Below are 15,238 nucleotides of genomic sequence, written 5' to 3' on the forward strand. Positions count from 1 at the left end.
ATTGATCCAATCGGGGGGAGTGGGGCTAAAAGCTTCTATATTCATGGGCCGGAATGATTGTTCTCTGGTTGTTAGTTAACTTTGCTACTTTTCTGCTCTCTAGCCTACCTTAAAATCTTTTCAAGTTCTTTAATAATAAATTATTTAGATCGGGTATAGTCGGGAGCGAGGATCATTAGTTGCCCTTCTTTATCTTGGTTAATAGCTAATACGGGTGGACGTTCATCGTCTTTAGACGTAGCGAATAAAGCAGAAAATACATAAGTCCATTTACTATTTTCAGGTTTAGCGGACAAAGTGGGGAATACATAAGTCCATTTATTATTTTCTAGCAATAATCGCCAAACCCTGGGAGGCTTGGTTCCACTATCATTGTTTTCTTTTCCTCGCAAATAATAGAATAAACCTTGATCGCCAATAATACGATAGCCTTTCAGAGAGGGATTGAAAGGATTATCACGATCAAGATTCTGTCCTAACGCGATTTGTTTTTCGGGTAAAACAAGGGTAATCACGGGCAAAGTAGAAGTTTCATTAACAGCATCTCTACGGGCATCAGTGGTTCCTTGAATTCTTGCTAACCAAAAGAGAATAAGTAGCAGCCAGATAACCACCGTTAGGTCTTTACGCAGGGATGGGGGAATGATGTCAGTAAAAAAGCGAGGAATGGCTAATAATTGATGAAAATTGGAGCGGAAGGAATGTTTTTTTTCGGCAATACCTTGTACTGACCAAAGGGTTGGTTTAGTGGGTGAGGGTTCATTGGTGTCAACTTAAGCCAAAATGCCTACTCACAAAAGATTAGCCTAAAAGCAGGCGGAAGTAAGAGTAGGCTGAAAAAAAGGTTAGTATATAAAAAAGTGAGCAAAAAACAAATGGCAAGACAACATCCTCGGAGAAAAGGAAACCCAGACTTACGTCGTAAGACAAATCAGCCAGGGGTAGAAATCCCTGAAATAACAAAAGAGTTGTTTGAATTACTAGAACCCACAATGTTTACACCATTAAAATATTTACAGGGAACTCATGAGAAGATGATGAGAGATAGGGTGTTAAATTTACCAGTAATGGTGGCATTAGTGTTAAGTATAGTGTATCGTCAAATAGCGGGTATAAGTGAAGCGGTAAGACTGTTAGAGGAAGAGGGATTGCTATGGGTAGCATCATTAAAAGTAAGCAAACAGGCAGTATCAAAAAGAATGATGAATGTGCCAGCCGAAATATTTGCAATATTACTAAAAGAAGTGTTAGAAAAAGCAGCCGAAAAAGGGAAGAAGCTCCAAGTAGGAGAAAAATGGGAAAAAATAAGAGAAAAGTTTAGTGCAGTGTGGATAGCAGATGGCTAAACGCTAGAGCAGATAAGGAAAAATATGAAAATAAGTAAAGAAGAAAAGAGTAAATTGGGGGGTAAAATAATGATGGTAGTGGAAGCCTTTACCCAAAGACCCGTTACTTTATGGTACACAGAAAATGATAAATCAAATGATAAAATATGGTGTGAAGAATTGGCAGCTAAATTACCAGAAAATGGTTTAATTCTCGTAGATATGGGATTTTTTAGCTTTGTGTGGTTTGATTTGTTAACAGAAGCTAAAAAGTTTTTTCTAACCAGATTTAGAGCGGGTACATCTTACAAAACCAAACAAGTATTGTCTCAAGGTAGTCATTACAGAGATGAGATTATCATTATGGGAAATTACCGTTCTAATCCTTGCAAGCATCCGGTGAGATTAGTCTCAGTATTATGGGGAACAATCTGGTATCAGTATTTAACAAATGTGTTGTCTCCCGAACAACTGTCCGCCGAAGAGGTCTGTGATTTATATCGAAGACGATGGACAATCGAAGAAGCCTTTTTATTAACGAAAAGACTTTTAGGACTAGCCTATTTATGGGTAGGGAATAAGAATGGTGTCCAAATCCAGATTATTTGCACTTTGATTTTCTATACGGTCTTAAATCAATTGGTAGGGGAAGTGGCGATTGCTCTAAATCAACCGAAAGAAAAAATCTCAGTAGAGATGGTGTTTCGGAGTCTATACTATGTAGCGAAGGCTATTGCTAGAGGAGAAAAGCCTGATACAGTAACCTATCTGGCTGAACGTGCTAAGTTATTTGGTTTGGTCAAAGCTGAGAGAAAGCGACATCGAGAAAAGGCCGCTCTCAATCAACAAATTTGGGAACCCATTCCTTTAAGTTGACACGGATGGTGAGGGTTGCACTAACCAAAGGGTAAACTTGATGCAAATTGCCCCAAGAACAATGGCGATCAGGGTTCGTACAAAGGCGGAAAGGCTGCCACAGAAGACTTGAATGGGGACAAAGAGAAAGGAGCGTAGGGGTAAGTCTAGACGATTGAGTTCGAGATGAAACCAGCCAAAGTAGGCCCAACGGTAAATCCAACCGATGAAATAGAGAAAAATCCCCAATACGCCTAGAATACTGGCAAACGCGCTTAAAATCTGAGTGTTCTGAGAGGATGAGTTAGAATCAGCCACCGATAAATCCTGAAGATGAAACTTTTTTAACTTTTTTGATTATAATCATCCTAGCTAGAAAATTTTTCTCGTTTTGCAGGAATAACGTTTTTTTTCAACAACTAAGGAGTTTCAAGTATGACGATTGATAATCCCCAAGAAGTCAAGTCTTTAATTAAAAAAATGGAAGCAATTTTGCCCATTCCCGTTCGAGGGACTCCTGAATTGTTAAAGACTTTGGCAAATCAAGGTGATAAATATAAACCTGATCATGAGTTTCTGATTGAGAAGATTCTCTATGCGGGAGATGAAGGAGGAATTTCCTGTGTGCTTAAGCTTGCTCCTACTGCCAAAAGTCTTGTTTGTGCTTCTTTAACTCATTTAAAAATTGCGAATAATCATCCTTTAGCAGATGAGATTCAGGTTTATCAAAAAAAACGGGCAATGCTTTTGGCTCTAGAGGATGGGAAAAAGGGAAAGGCCAAGCGTTTGGCTCAACAAAGTCGTCCAAAAAAGGGTTTTGGTTAATCATTTTGCATTTTGTAAGTGGCTAGTTTCAAATGAACTACCCCGCTGCAAGCAGACGGGGTATCAGAATCAAAAAAGAGTAAGCTGTTCATTTCGATGGAGCTTGAGATATTCTTTACCCTGATTTTTCACGTATTTTGCAATCATCCCTTCATCCCCGTGTTTGCCTACTGTACTCGCAAAATAACCATCACTCCAAAACCTGGTTGACTGACAAAACATGGATTACTAACCCCTGAAACCCTTAGCTGACAAGGATTACAGGCGAGACAAAGCCATAAAACGATCTTGATCACCTAAAACCCTTGCTAGAAGGGGCTTTGAGTGGCATCAAGGCAAACTTTTGTCAGTCAATCAGCTCCAAAACTCTCCGCCCCATAGTTTTTGTTTTACCTGAGGACAGCGTCGAAACACTTCCTTGGCTGTCAAACTCTTGATCATCTTGACCAACTTCGTCACACTATACGTCGGCACCGATTGCACTAAAAAATGCACATGCTAGGGCGTGTCATCAATCAGCAATTCCAAATTCAGAATGTAGCTAAAGATACAAAATCCCTGAAGTGCTTACGGTCAAGGGGTTTAATGCCAATATTTAGAATCAATGTAATGCTCTATTTAGTGATTGATCAAGTTTGTTTGCAGGTTACTGACTCTCTAAGAGACCGAGATTCGAGGAGGGAATGCAAAAAAACTCAGAGATTAGGTTAATATCTCTTACATCCATAAAAACAAGATCGTGTCTGTATCCTATGTTACCGTTTGAATTTGGAATTGCTGGTCATCAATTCAGCAATTCTAAATTTGAAAAATCAGGAGGAATTAGTGGCGGGCAGAGAGTCAAATGGCTCAAGCATATACTGAACACGGTCACAAGTTGCGAATTTAAAAAATAAGAGATAATATAGTAAAAATAGAAAAAGTAGTCAAGAGGCTGAGAAATGATTAAGTTAGAATTTACGGAAGAAGACAAAAGACTGTTGTCTTACGGTCGGTTTAATCACCCGCATCCTAGAGTACAGCTAAAGATGGAAGTTTTATGGTTAAAAAGTCAGGGATTATCTCATCAAAAAATTGCTCAATTCGCAGGAGTTTCAGTAAATACGGTGACAAGCTATATCTGTGATTATCAAGAGGGCGGGATAGAAAAACTAAAAGAAATAAAATTTAATCGCCCGAAAAGCGAGTTAACAGAGCATCAAGGGAAAATTGAGGCATATTTTGAGTCAAATCCACCAGCAAAAATAAATGAAGCAGTAAAAAGAATAGAAGAATTAACGGGAATAAAAAGAAGTCCAACGCAAGTCAGAAAATTTTTAAAGTCAATAGGAATGAGGTGTCTAAAGGTGGGAACAATTGCATCAAAAGCAGATGTAGAAGCTCAGGATAGCTATAGAGAAAAAGAGCTAGAACCAAGGCTAGAAGAGGCAAAAGCAGGAAAAAGGGCAGTTTTCTTTGTAGATGCCTCTCATTTTGTAATGGGAGCATTTGTAAATTTTATATGGTGCTTCAAGAGGATTTTTATTAAGTCACCATCAGGGAGAAAACGTTTTAATGTGTTAGGAGCATTAAATGCAATTACCCATGAAGTAATTATGGTAACGAACAGTTCTTATATTACGGGAACTCAGGTTTGTGAACTCCTAGAAAAGATAGCAGAATTAGGACTATTAATACCGATTACGTTGGTATTAGACAATGCTCGTTATCAAAAATGCCGAATTGTGCAGGAGTTGGCAGAATCATTAGGAATAGAGTTACTGTACTTACCTCCTTATTCTCCTAACTTGAATTTAATTGAAAGACTGTGGAAGTTTGTGAAGAAGAAGTGTTTATACGCAAAATATTATGAAGATTTTACGCAGTTTTCTGCAGCAATTTCAGGATGTCTTGAGGATGCTAACGTAAAATATAAGGAGGAGCTTGATTCTTTGCTCACCTTACGATTTCAACGCTTTGATAAATCTCAGATTATGAACGTTTGAAGTATAAAACAGCAATTCCAAATTCAAATGGTATAAATAGAGACAGAAAAACTTTGACCTATAGGAAGTTATGAATAAAGAGAAAAGTGTCTACTGATTTTGCAGAGAGAAAGATGGAAGTAAACGACCTAAGTTTTGACGGAATCGTTCACTGTTTAAACGAGGTCATTGGGAAGATAGATGACCCCCGTTCGGTTAGTAATGCAACGAAATAGGGCTTGCTGAAAAAGTCAAAAACGAAAGAAATGTGGGTTAGGGAAGTATGGACTGAAAAAGCATAGATAACTTATCCTTATGGAAACAAATCAAAATACAGATTTTGTTTAATCTATTGTTCCTTTCTGTCTAAAAAGGTCAACACAAATCACTCCTCACAAAAGAGAGGAAAATTAACACCATTTTTCACAAGAAAAACGACTCTACAACTTTTTACTTTTTGTCTTCTGAAGTAGAGTAGAAAGATGCATTACCAAAAAGTTCATCGCAATTACCGTTTCCGAGGTCTCAGGTAGTTTGGCCATCACTCGACCAAGACTAAATTTCCTCTTTCCCTGTCCGAATTTACCCTCAATGGCATTACGCACTCTTTCATCTGAGCGTGCCTCTTTCTTTTTTTCTTTGCTCACCTCTTTCGGCGGTCTTCCCAATCGGGGACCACTCATTCTTATATCCCTTTCTTTACAATAAGCTCGATTCGCTTTTGTTCGATAGATTTTATCCACATGAACCGATTCCGGATAACATCCTGTTTCCCTTTTATATTCTTCTATTCGCGCTTGTAAATCTCCCGATTCGTTGTAATTATCCCAACTTAATTTGTCTAAGAAGACAAAGCCATTCACATTACTTGCCGATATTTTAGCTCCAAACTCTACTGCTTTTCCCGCTTTTCCACGCACTATTGGACGCACGTGAGGTTGGCTTACACTCACAATTCTGTTTTCTACTTTATTTGTCTTTTTTTCATACATTTCTAACTGTTGCTCATACACTTTTCCTGTCGTTACAAGCTCTTCTTGCTCTTTTTTCGTTAGTTTTTCTAACTTTGCTCCCTCTTCTATCATTTTTTCTATATGAGACAAGTTTCTTTTTATATATCCTAGTTGTTTTTTTGTTCCTTTTCTGGACAGTGGGAAGTTCTCGAGGCGTGTAAGTGGAGAAAAGAAAATCGGACATCCGATACAAAAGAGTGCCGTTATGTCCGAAACTGGCTGATATAAGAAAATCGATAGCCAGTGCTATCTATCAATTATGCAACTATGTCAGCGACTAGAGCAAATCCTCAATAATCTCCGTCCAGCCTTTAGCCGAGAAGCAACGTTCCAATGGTTTATCCTGTTAGTCTGGGGAGTAGTGCTCAACAGCCAACCCAGCGCAATAACTAGCTATGTCAATGCCATTGGCTGAACAGAGAGCTACTACAATCAGGCTCTACATTGGTTTGATTCCAAGGCGTTTAGCGTCGAAGGACTAACTTTACAATGGTCAAAGTGGCTAAGTCAGCATGAAAGTCTATACAGAATTAAAGGGAAACGGGTGTATGTGGGTGATGGCATCAAAGTGGGGAAAGAAGGACGCAAGATGCCAGGTGTAAAACGACTACACCAAGAATCGGAAGATGTGTCCAAGCCAGAGTGGATAAGGGGTCATTACTTCAATGCCTTGAGTATTTTGGTGGGAGTAGGGAAAGCCTGCTTTGCCTTGCCCTTAGTGTTGCGGCTAGACGATGGCATCAAGTCCAAAGCAACCGAGAAGGGGGAGGGAAAAGGCAAAAAAAAGGTGAAGACGAGCCTGGTGACAAAAATGGCTGACCTTTGTGTTACTTACGCAGAGGCAGGGAGTTATGTAATTTTGGATGCTTATTTTGCTTGCGAACCAGTGCTCAAAAGTTTTCGCCAGAACGCCTTGCATCTAATCACAAGAGTGCGTTGCTCCACCGTCGCCTATGCCCCCTTTTGTTCCGTGCCGACGCTGACGGGGAGAGGACGACCACGGATTTGGGGGAGTTCGATAAAACTAGAAAAGCTGTTCGCTCTGGCGGCGGACTTTCCGACAGCTAAAGTCTGGCTCTATGGTCAACAAGTCACGGTTTCTTATCAGTGCTTTGAGTTCCACTGGGATAGTCCCCATCAGCTCGTCAAGTTTGTTCTGACCCAATTGCCTAACGGACGACGACTGATTCTGCTTTCTACTGATCTCTGTTTGACTGGACCTGAGATTATTGCCGCTTACGGTCTCCGATTGAAGATTGAAGTCACTTTTCGTCAATTAGTCCATCTTTTGGGCAGCTTTGCCTATCGTTTTTGGCTTAAGAGTCTTCCTACTTTACCTACCTGGCCCAGCAATCTTATCCTCAGTGACTATCCACAAGCTGTTCAGACTCAGATTTTAAACAAGGTAGAAGCCTTTGAGCGTTTTGTTAACCTTAATGCCATTGCTTTAGGGCTACTTCAAATTCTCGCCTTAGAGTTACCCCAGGGGATTTGGGCTAATTTTCCTCGATGGTTTCGGACATTACCATCCCATGGCTACCCTAGTGAACGGATTGCTCAACTAGCCCTTCAACATCAAGCCCAAATGATTTTTCCTCAAAGTCCACCCAGTCTGCTTTTGCCTAAATTCCTTACCGCTAAACTTGCCTCTTCCTCAAGCCCTGATATGCTTACTTTCGTCGCATAGTCATTACCTTATCTGGCATCCATAAACTTCCCACTGTCCAGTTCCTTTTCTTCTTTCTTTTTTTGACACACGACGTTTTTTTGCTATGGCTAAGTACTCTTTTCTTGCCACTTCCCTATAAGTCCTCGGCTTTTCTTTCCTTTTCTCTTTTATTTCTTCATACAGCTTATCTATTATTTTTTCTGTTTTTTCTCTGGCATCATTCAATATTCCTATATCCGTTGGATATTTTATATCTGCTGGTGTACAAGTCGCATCTAACAATAACTTTCCTTCATTTTCTTTTTTTTCTGACGCTACACCCGTCGCTTTTTTTTCTATTTCTTTATTAATTTTATTTATTAATTCCATTCCTATTTTTTTACGAAAATGAACCATCATTGACGCATTAAATGCTTCTTTGCTACTATAGCTTTCCATTCCTATAAAGTACTGTAAATAAGGGTTCTCTTTTATTTGTTCTACTGTTTCTCTGTCACTTTTTCCTGAAATTTCTTTGATAATTAATGCTCCTAATGCCATTCTAAATGACTTGGCTGGGGCTCCTTTTTTTTTCTGTGAAGTTTTTTGCATATTCTTCCTCATATTCTTCCCAGGGAATCATTTTTGACATTTCTATCCAACGATTTTCTTCGTCTAACTGCCCGCCGAACAGATTTTTCAAGTTTTCTGGTGTTTCAATTGAGTACTGTTGCTTTCGGTACATCTGCTTTCTCTCTTCTTAATGCAATGGTTTTGAGGCATTCTACCCTATTTTCGTGCATTCTAGCGGTTCTTAATTCGCCTACTATTTTTCTCCGTAAAGGTTTCAGCTTTTTTCAGCAAGCCCGAAGTAAGCATCCAAAATCACATAGCTTCCCGCCTCTGCGTAGGTAGTGCAAAGCTCCCCCATTTTCGTGACTAGAGTAGTCTTCTCTTTTTTGCTGCCTTTTTTCCCTTCCTTTGCCGTTGCTTTGGACTTGATGCCATCGTCTAGCCGCAACACTAAGGGCAAGGCAAAGCAGGCTTTTCCTGCTCCCACCAAAACACTCAAGGCATTGAAGTAATGCCCCCTTATCCATTCTGGCTTCGCCACATTTCCGGATTCTTGGTGTAGTCGTTTTACCCCTGGCATCTTGCGCCCTTCTTTCCCCACTTTGATTCCATCCCCCACATACACTCGTTTTTCCTTGATTCGATATAGATTTTCATGCTGACTTACCCACTTCGACCATCCCAAGGTCAGTCCTTTGACGTTAAATGCCTTGGATTCAAACCAATGTAGTGCCTGATGGTAGTAGCTCTCTGTTAACCCTAAGGCATTGACATAGCTTGTTATTGCGCTCGGTTGGCTGTTGAGCACTACGGGTGTGACCTTTAGTTGATGAAGGAAAAGAAAAGTGTTAACATGGGATGAAAAGTGACAAAGAGGAAACAATGATGACAGCAAAACTAATTAATGTAGAGGGTTCAAAGATAAAAATAGAACTAACATTAGAACTCAGTCGTTCAATGTTGGATACAGAAATAAATATTCAAAAAGGCTTAAACGAAGTAGGTTGCATCGCCAGCAAAGAAGCCTTGAAATATTTAGATACAGATGGTTCACCCTTAAAAATCGGTGAAGAAATCTGGAAGAGTAAGGGAGAGCAACCGAAAGAATATCAAACACCTTATGGTGAGGTTATAGTGAATCGTCATGTATATCAGCGTTCACCTTTGAGGAAAAACGTATTGCCCCTTAGAAAGAGAAGCAAGGATAATCATAACATCAACGCCATTATTGGCAAAACAGGTATCCTCAAAAATGTCAGGGATGGCAGGCAAAGAGGTGAAAAATGATTTATTAGAAAATCATGGTAGAAAAGTAGCGCTATCCTATATCCAAAGATTGAGTGAAGCAGTAGGAAGTGTGGTACAGGCAAAAGAAGAAGCGTGGAGTTATGCCCCGCCCAAGGAGGATAGCCAAATTGCAACAGTGGGAATAGGATTAGATGGAACCTGTATGCTGATGTGTGAGGATGGCTACCGTGAAGCAATGGTGGGAACCGTTTCCCTATACGATAGTGAAGGCGAACGTCAACCTACAATCTATCTAGGTGCGGCACCAGAGTATGGAAAAAAGAGTTTTCTAGAAAGATTAGAAAGAGAAATTGAGCGAGCGAAAAACCGTTATCCAGAGGCAACATTGGTCGGGATAGCAGACGGGGCAGAATCAAATTGGAAGTTTTTAGAAAAGCAAACGGAAGAACAGATATTAGATTTCTATCATGCCTCTGGTTACTTAGGTGCCTTGGCAGAAGCGTTGCATCCGAATACCGTGTCAAAACAAAAAGAATGGTTGACTGAAAATTGTCGAGAACTCAAGCATGAAAAAGGAAAAGCAGGAGAACTGCTAAATCTGATGAAAGAAGTCAAAGAAGAAAAAAGTCATTCTAAGAATCTTACCGAGAAACTACAAGCGGCGATTACTTATTACGAGAATCATCAGCATCAAATGGATTATGCTGAATACATAGAGAAAAAGTATCCGATTGGTTCAGGTGTTACGGAAGCAGCTTGTAAGACGTTGGTCAAACAACGATTATGTTGTTCAGGGATGCGATGGAAGGAAAAAGGAGCAGGAATTATTTTGAGCCTACGAGCTTTGGTATTGACCAAGGAACGATGGAGTCAATTTTGGGCAAAACTTGATCAATATGGGTTCCCTGTAGAACCCTGATTACAACAGCTTTTATCAACTAAAGGTCGCACCCAGCACTACTCCCCAGGCTAATAGGATAAACCATTGGTACGTTGCTTCTCGGCTAAAGGCGGGACGGAGATTCTCTAGGATTTGCTCTAGTCGCTGACATAGTTGCATAATTGATAGATAGCACTGGCTATCGATTTTCTATATCAGCCAGTTTCGGACATAACGGCACTCTTGGGTATCGCATGTCCGATTTTCTTTTCTCACTTACCCTGCTCGAGAACTTCCCACTGTCCAGTTAGATGACTGCTTCTTTTTTACACTATATTTCTCTCTTTTTGTCTGTATTTTTTGTAACAAATAAGATGCGATTACCCTGGCTAGACGATGGCATTAAGTCCAAACCCACCCCAAAGGAAGGGAAAAAAGGCACAAAAAAAGAGAAGACTACTCTGGTCACCAAAATGGCGGACCTTTGCGTTACCTACGCGGAGGCAGGGAGCTATATAATTTTGGATGCTTATTTCGCTTGCAAACCAGTGCTCAAAAGTTTTCGCCAGAACGCCTTGCATCTAATCACAAGTCACAAGGGGTGTGACCTTTAGTTGATGAAGGAAAAGAAAAGTGTTAACATGAGATGAAAAGTGGGTACTGGTATCGTGTGATCAAAGCTAGAAAAAGTTATGGTGTAAGAGTTTGAGAAAATAGAAAATAACTTACGACTGGACATATTCCCGTTTTTGTTATACTATTATTATTGTCATTATATTAAAGAAAGGGAAAACAGGAAGCAATGTCAACATTGAATAAAAGCTCAATTGACCTCCTAAGTGATATTGGCTTACCCCAAGAGAAAGAGGAAGCCTTATTTCAGAAAAACTGCCCTCATTGCTATAGTGAAAAAGTAAAAATACATTCTCATTACCAAACGAAAGGTAACGGGGAACGTAAAATGTTCATCTGTCAAGAATGTGGTTCTTGTTTTGCTGAGACTTATGGTAGCGTAATCGCTGGCTTAGAAACCCCATTAAGTGAAATTGTAAAAGTATTAAAAGCCAGAATGGAAGGAATAGGATTAAATGCAGCAGCCCGAGTATTCGGCTACGCGAAAACAACAATATTGAATTGGGAAAAGAAATTATCAGGATTACAAGAGACATTATTTTTATACGCCTTAGTGAATGAATTTGTTAAATTAGTAATAGAAGGGGATGAACTATACACAAAAGTTGGAAAAAATAAAGAAGCAAGTGCCTCTGAGGGGTGGACAATCGTGCTCATGGACAGGGCTAGCCGCTTTATTTGGCATTTAAAATGTGGTCGAAAAGAGCAGAAATTATTTCTAGAAGCAATGATGACGGTAGCGGAATTATTTGAAAGGAGTGCAGAATCTCTCCAGTTATTTACAGATGGAGAAAAGCGATATAGTCAACTGCTATTTAATATTTGTCACGAAGTATTAAGGACTGGAAAGCGAGGTCGTCCCACCAAAGTATTACCGAAGGGTATGGTGATAAGATTAAAAAATAAGAGTAGTAAACGTCGAGATTCTGAGGGTAAACTAGAGAAAGTAGAAACTCCGAAACCAGAACATCCAGAGACAACAGAAAAACCAGAAGACAAGGATGTTCATGCCAACCACGTTGAGGCATTTAATAGTTCTCTACGACGCTATTTAGCCGCCTTTCGTCGTCGAACAAATACTTATGCTAAATCTGTTGTGGGATTACAGCGAGTGCTAGATATTTTCTGGATGGTTCATAACTTTGTTCGCAGCCATTTTACTACTAGAGAAGTTCCTGCTGTAGCTCTCGGTATAATTGAAAAAGGGTTAACTTGGGAGGACTTACTCCAAATTCGCCTGATTTGTTGAACCTCTTGTATTGCAACGTTTATAGCTTCTAGCTAGACGATACCAGTGCCGTAACGCACGCTACAGCTATAAATAGTCAACCTTAATGGGCTTATCGGTTTCGGTATAATCGTTTAGTGTTGGCTAAATCCTTTGGGTTTCGTGTCTCAATTCAATCTACGCGACCAGCGATCTAAAAAAGTCTTGTGGTGTAATTATTTTGAGAATTGAAGTGCGATCGCGTTTTGGGGAAGTGTAGTCAGAATGCGATCGCGTTTTTGGAAAAATAGTTTTACGAAACTGGATAAACTTAGAGCAGGTTTTCGTTGCGATCGCAGAAATTCAGGAAAATAAAAGTTTCATAATCATGCCAGAAATTTTTAGACTTGAAGGATATGTTTTCTTCTTCTACGCCAATGAAGGCAACGAACCCATGCACGTTCACGTTCGACGAGGTGGGGGATATGCTAAATTTTGGATAGAACCGCTAGAATTAGATTACGCCAAAGGTCTAAAAACCAAAGAAATTGTTCGGGCTGAAATTCTCATCACAGAAAATCTAGAAACAATACGGAGGAAATGGAATAATGTATTTAGTACATGAAAAGACAATCAAAGCCCAAAAAGCTTGGGTTGAAAATGAATGGATTTGTATTCGTTTGGATGATGATAGAGAAATTCGTTTTCCTGCCGCTAAAAATAGACGATTAGCCAAAGCAACGCCTGAACAATTAGCGAATGTTGAACTAATTTGTAATGGAACAGGACTGCACTGGGAAGAATTAGATGAAGATTTATCGGTAATGGGAATTTTGGAGGGAAGGCTAGGAATTTGAATATTTAAACACTATCTATTGCGATCGCAATTCGGCTTCTTTAGACCTCTCTATCATACCTTGCAGGTTAGTGAGATTGATCTTCTTCAGGATCTTCATCGCCAGTGTCAGGTTGGGTTTCGCATCTTAAACCCAACCCAACCTAAGCGATCAGTGATCACACTAAGTTGCCGCCGAGATATACTAAACACGGTCACAGGTTGCGAATTCTAAAAATAAGAGATAATATAATAAAAATAGAAAAATTAGTCAAGAGGCTGAGAAATGATTAAGTTAGAATTTACAGAAGAAGACAAAAGACTGTTGTCTTACGGTCGGTTTAATCACCCGCATCCTAGAGTGCAGCTAAAGATGGAAGTTTTATGGCTAAAAAGTCAGGGATTGTCTCATCAAAAAATTGCTCAATTCGCAGGAGTTTCAGTAAATACGGTGACAAGCTATATCCGTGATTATCAAGAGGGCGGGATAGAAAAACTAAAAGAAATAAAATTTAATCGCCCGAAAAGCGAGTTAACAGAGCATCAAGGGACAATTGAGGCATATTTTGAGTCAAATCCACCAGCAACAATAAATGAAGCAGTAAAAAGAATAGAAGAATTAACAGGAATAAAAAGAAGTCCGACGCAAGTCAGAAAATTTTTAAAGTCAATAGGAATGAGGTGTCTAAAGGTGGGAACAATTCCATCAAAAGCAGATGTAGAAGCTCAGGATAGCTATAGAGAAAAAGAGCTAGAACCAAGGCTAGAAGAGGCAAAAGCAGGAAAAAGGGCAGTTTTCTTTGTAGATGCCTCTCATTTTGTAATGGGAGCATTTGTAAATTTTATATGGTGCTTCAAGAGGATTTTTATTAAGTCACCATCAGGGAGAAAACGTTTTAATGTGTTAGGAGCATTAAATGCAATTACCCATGAAGTAATTATGGTAACGAACAGTTCTTATATTACGGGAACTCAGGTTTGTGAACTCCTAGAAAAGATAGCAGAATTAGGACTATTAATACCGATTACGTTGGTATTAGACAATGCTCGTTATCAAAAATGCCGAATTGTGCAGGAGTTGGCAGAATCATTAGGAATAGAGTTACTGTACTTACCTCCTTATTCTCCTAACTTGAATTTAATTGAAAGACTGTGGAAGTTTGTGAAGAAGAAGTGTTTATACGCAAAATATTATGAAGATTTTACGCAGTTTTCTGCAGCAATTTCAGGATGTCTTGAGGATGCTAACGTAAAATATAAGGAGGAGCTTGATTCTCTGCTCACCTTACGATTTCAACGCTTTGATAAATCTCAGATTATGAACGTTTGAAGTATAGACGCGGTCAACTGGAGCGTTGAGTTAGGCGAGTTTCGATGGGTGCGACCTTCATATGATACCTTCTCGACTCTGGAAAATTCTTGCCTAGCAAAGCTTTCATCGAATCCACTCAAAAATCATGTTGTGAATTAGCAACAACCAGAATCCTTACGCAGCAATAGTTTATCAATCAGAGGTCGCACCCGTTTCGATTCAATGTCAATTAATTACGACAGTTCAAAGTATGGGTTATATTCGACGATGGATTTAAGAGAAAAGCTCCCCGCAGAATAATTTGACCTGTAGTAGGATCCAAACTAACAGATGTAAATCTGGTACTCACTTGACCATCTTGAGCACGAAAAATAAGATTGCCATCTTCAATTGCCCAAGAAAATTCGTTTGGATTAGAGTAGCCCGTTACTCGACCAGTTGGAGTTAGTTTTATAGCGTTCGCAATGACTGAGCCGTCGGTGCGCCCGAACCTCCATGTACATGTAGTGGCAATATCGTAGACATTACCTGCATTGGCAGGTAATGGTACGCCACTTAAAAAAGCGGACGTTAACACAATTAAGAAACCTAACTGCTTTTTCATAAGCATAACCTCGTAGTCGACATTCGCAAAAAGTAAGGCATTTGTACGGACTTAAACGCTTAACTGTGAATTGTAAGCGAATCCTCCATACATTAACAGCAATTCCAAATTCAGAACGTAGTCCAAGATACAAAAGTCTTGAAGTGCTTACGGTCAAGGGGTTTTGTATCAATATGTGGAATCAGCGTAATGCTCTATTTGGTGATTGATCAAGTTTGTTTGCAGGTTGCTGACTCTCTAAGAGACCGAGATTCGAGGAGGGAATGCAAAAAAACTCAGAGATTAGGTTAATATCTCTTAATATCCATAAAAACAA

12 protein-coding genes and 6 pseudogenes are annotated in these 15,238 nt (G+C 39.5%); 10 read left to right on the forward strand and 8 right to left on the reverse strand.

All coding sequences use genetic code 11. The features are described from left to right. Positions 1-140: 140 nt before the first annotated feature. Positions 141-614, reverse strand: coding sequence for a hypothetical protein (locus tag KA717_29680; protein UXE59839.1), 474 nt, complete (start codon positions 612-614; stop codon positions 141-143). A 261-nt stretch (positions 615-875) separates the two neighbouring features. Between KA717_29680 and KA717_29685 the strand changes: the two are divergent. Then, positions 876-2,201: pseudogene (locus KA717_29685) on the forward strand (IS4 family transposase). On the opposite strand, the gene KA717_29690 reads toward KA717_29685, so the two are convergent. Next, on the reverse strand, positions 2,193-2,498 hold the full coding sequence (locus tag KA717_29690) for a hypothetical protein (GenBank protein UXE59840.1): 306 nt from the start codon (positions 2,496-2,498) through the stop codon (positions 2,193-2,195). The pseudogene KA717_29685 and the gene KA717_29690 sit on opposite strands and share 9 nt — an antisense overlap. A 117-nt stretch (positions 2,499-2,615) precedes the next feature. Between KA717_29690 and KA717_29695 the strand changes: the two genes are divergently transcribed. Further along, positions 2,616-3,005 carry a hypothetical protein gene (locus KA717_29695; GenBank protein UXE59841.1) on the forward strand — a complete coding sequence of 130 codons (390 nt, stop codon included), beginning with the start codon at positions 2,616-2,618 and terminating at the stop codon, positions 3,003-3,005. Between the two features lie 69 nt (positions 3,006-3,074). Here KA717_29695 and KA717_29700 read toward each other — a convergent pair. Together KA717_29700 and KA717_29705 are read right to left on the reverse strand one after the other, a co-directional pair. Beyond that, a pseudogene (locus KA717_29700) lies at positions 3,075-3,206 on the reverse strand (transposase). 156 nt (positions 3,207-3,362) lie between these two features. Beyond that, positions 3,363-3,503, reverse strand: a pseudogene (locus KA717_29705) (transposase). A gap of 443 nt (positions 3,504-3,946) precedes the next feature. On the opposite strand from KA717_29705, the gene KA717_29710 reads away from it, so the two are divergent. After that, complete coding sequence (locus KA717_29710) at positions 3,947-4,990, forward strand: IS630 family transposase (protein ID UXE59842.1); 1,044 nt, start codon at positions 3,947-3,949, stop codon at positions 4,988-4,990. Positions 4,991-5,409: 419 nt separating this feature from the next. On the opposite strand, the pseudogene KA717_29715 reads toward KA717_29710, so the two are convergent. Beyond that, positions 5,410-6,102: pseudogene (locus KA717_29715) on the reverse strand (transposase). 139 nt (positions 6,103-6,241) lie between these two features. On the opposite strand from KA717_29715, the gene KA717_29720 reads away from it, so the two are divergent. Further along, the gene (locus KA717_29720; GenBank protein ID UXE59843.1) at positions 6,242-6,397 is read left to right on the forward strand and encodes a hypothetical protein; all 156 of its coding nucleotides are present in this window, start codon (positions 6,242-6,244) and stop codon (positions 6,395-6,397) included. A gap of 129 nt (positions 6,398-6,526) precedes the next feature. Beyond that, positions 6,527-7,669 carry a transposase gene (locus KA717_29725; GenBank protein UXE59844.1) on the forward strand — a complete coding sequence of 381 codons (1,143 nt, stop codon included), beginning with the start codon at positions 6,527-6,529 and terminating at the stop codon, positions 7,667-7,669. Between the two features lie 45 nt (positions 7,670-7,714). Here the strand turns inward: KA717_29725 and KA717_29730 are convergent. Then, positions 7,715-8,375, reverse strand: a pseudogene (locus KA717_29730) (transposase). Positions 8,376-8,477: 102 nt separating this feature from the next. After that, positions 8,478-9,011 carry a hypothetical protein gene (locus KA717_29735; protein ID UXE59845.1) on the reverse strand — a complete coding sequence of 178 codons (534 nt, stop codon included), beginning with the start codon at positions 9,009-9,011 and terminating at the stop codon, positions 8,478-8,480. Between the two features lie 77 nt (positions 9,012-9,088). On the opposite strand from KA717_29735, the pseudogene KA717_29740 reads away from it, so the two are divergent. The 5 genes and pseudogenes from KA717_29740 to KA717_29760 all read left to right on the forward strand — a co-directional run bounded on the left by KA717_29740 (position 9,089) and on the right by KA717_29760 (position 14,336). After that, a pseudogene (locus KA717_29740) lies at positions 9,089-10,370 on the forward strand (ISKra4 family transposase). A gap of 763 nt (positions 10,371-11,133) precedes the next feature. Further along, a complete protein-coding gene (locus KA717_29745; protein UXE59846.1) occupies positions 11,134-12,213 on the forward strand; it encodes an IS1 family transposase in 1,080 nt (359 codons plus the stop codon). Between the two features lie 412 nt (positions 12,214-12,625). Next, the gene (locus KA717_29750) at positions 12,626-12,796 is read left to right on the forward strand and encodes a DUF4160 domain-containing protein (GenBank protein UXE59847.1); all 171 of its coding nucleotides are present in this window, start codon (positions 12,626-12,628) and stop codon (positions 12,794-12,796) included. Beyond that, complete coding sequence (locus tag KA717_29755) at positions 12,780-13,028, forward strand: DUF2442 domain-containing protein (GenBank protein ID UXE59848.1); 249 nt, start codon at positions 12,780-12,782, stop codon at positions 13,026-13,028. Before KA717_29750 ends, KA717_29755 begins: the two co-directional genes overlap by 17 nt. A gap of 264 nt (positions 13,029-13,292) precedes the next feature. Beyond that, entirely contained in the window at positions 13,293-14,336 is a 1,044-nt protein-coding gene (locus KA717_29760; protein ID UXE59849.1) for an IS630 family transposase, read from the forward strand. Positions 14,337-14,547: 211 nt separating this feature from the next. Here the strand turns inward: KA717_29760 and KA717_29765 are convergent, their stop codons facing one another. After that, positions 14,548-14,922, reverse strand: coding sequence for a hypothetical protein (locus KA717_29765; GenBank protein ID UXE59850.1), 375 nt, complete (start codon positions 14,920-14,922; stop codon positions 14,548-14,550). Positions 14,923-15,238: the final 316 nt, after the last annotated feature.

The sequence above is a fragment of the Woronichinia naegeliana WA131 genome, assembly GCA_025370055.1.
In the GTDB taxonomy this organism is placed as follows: domain Bacteria; phylum Cyanobacteriota; class Cyanobacteriia; order Cyanobacteriales; family Microcystaceae; genus Woronichinia; species Woronichinia naegeliana.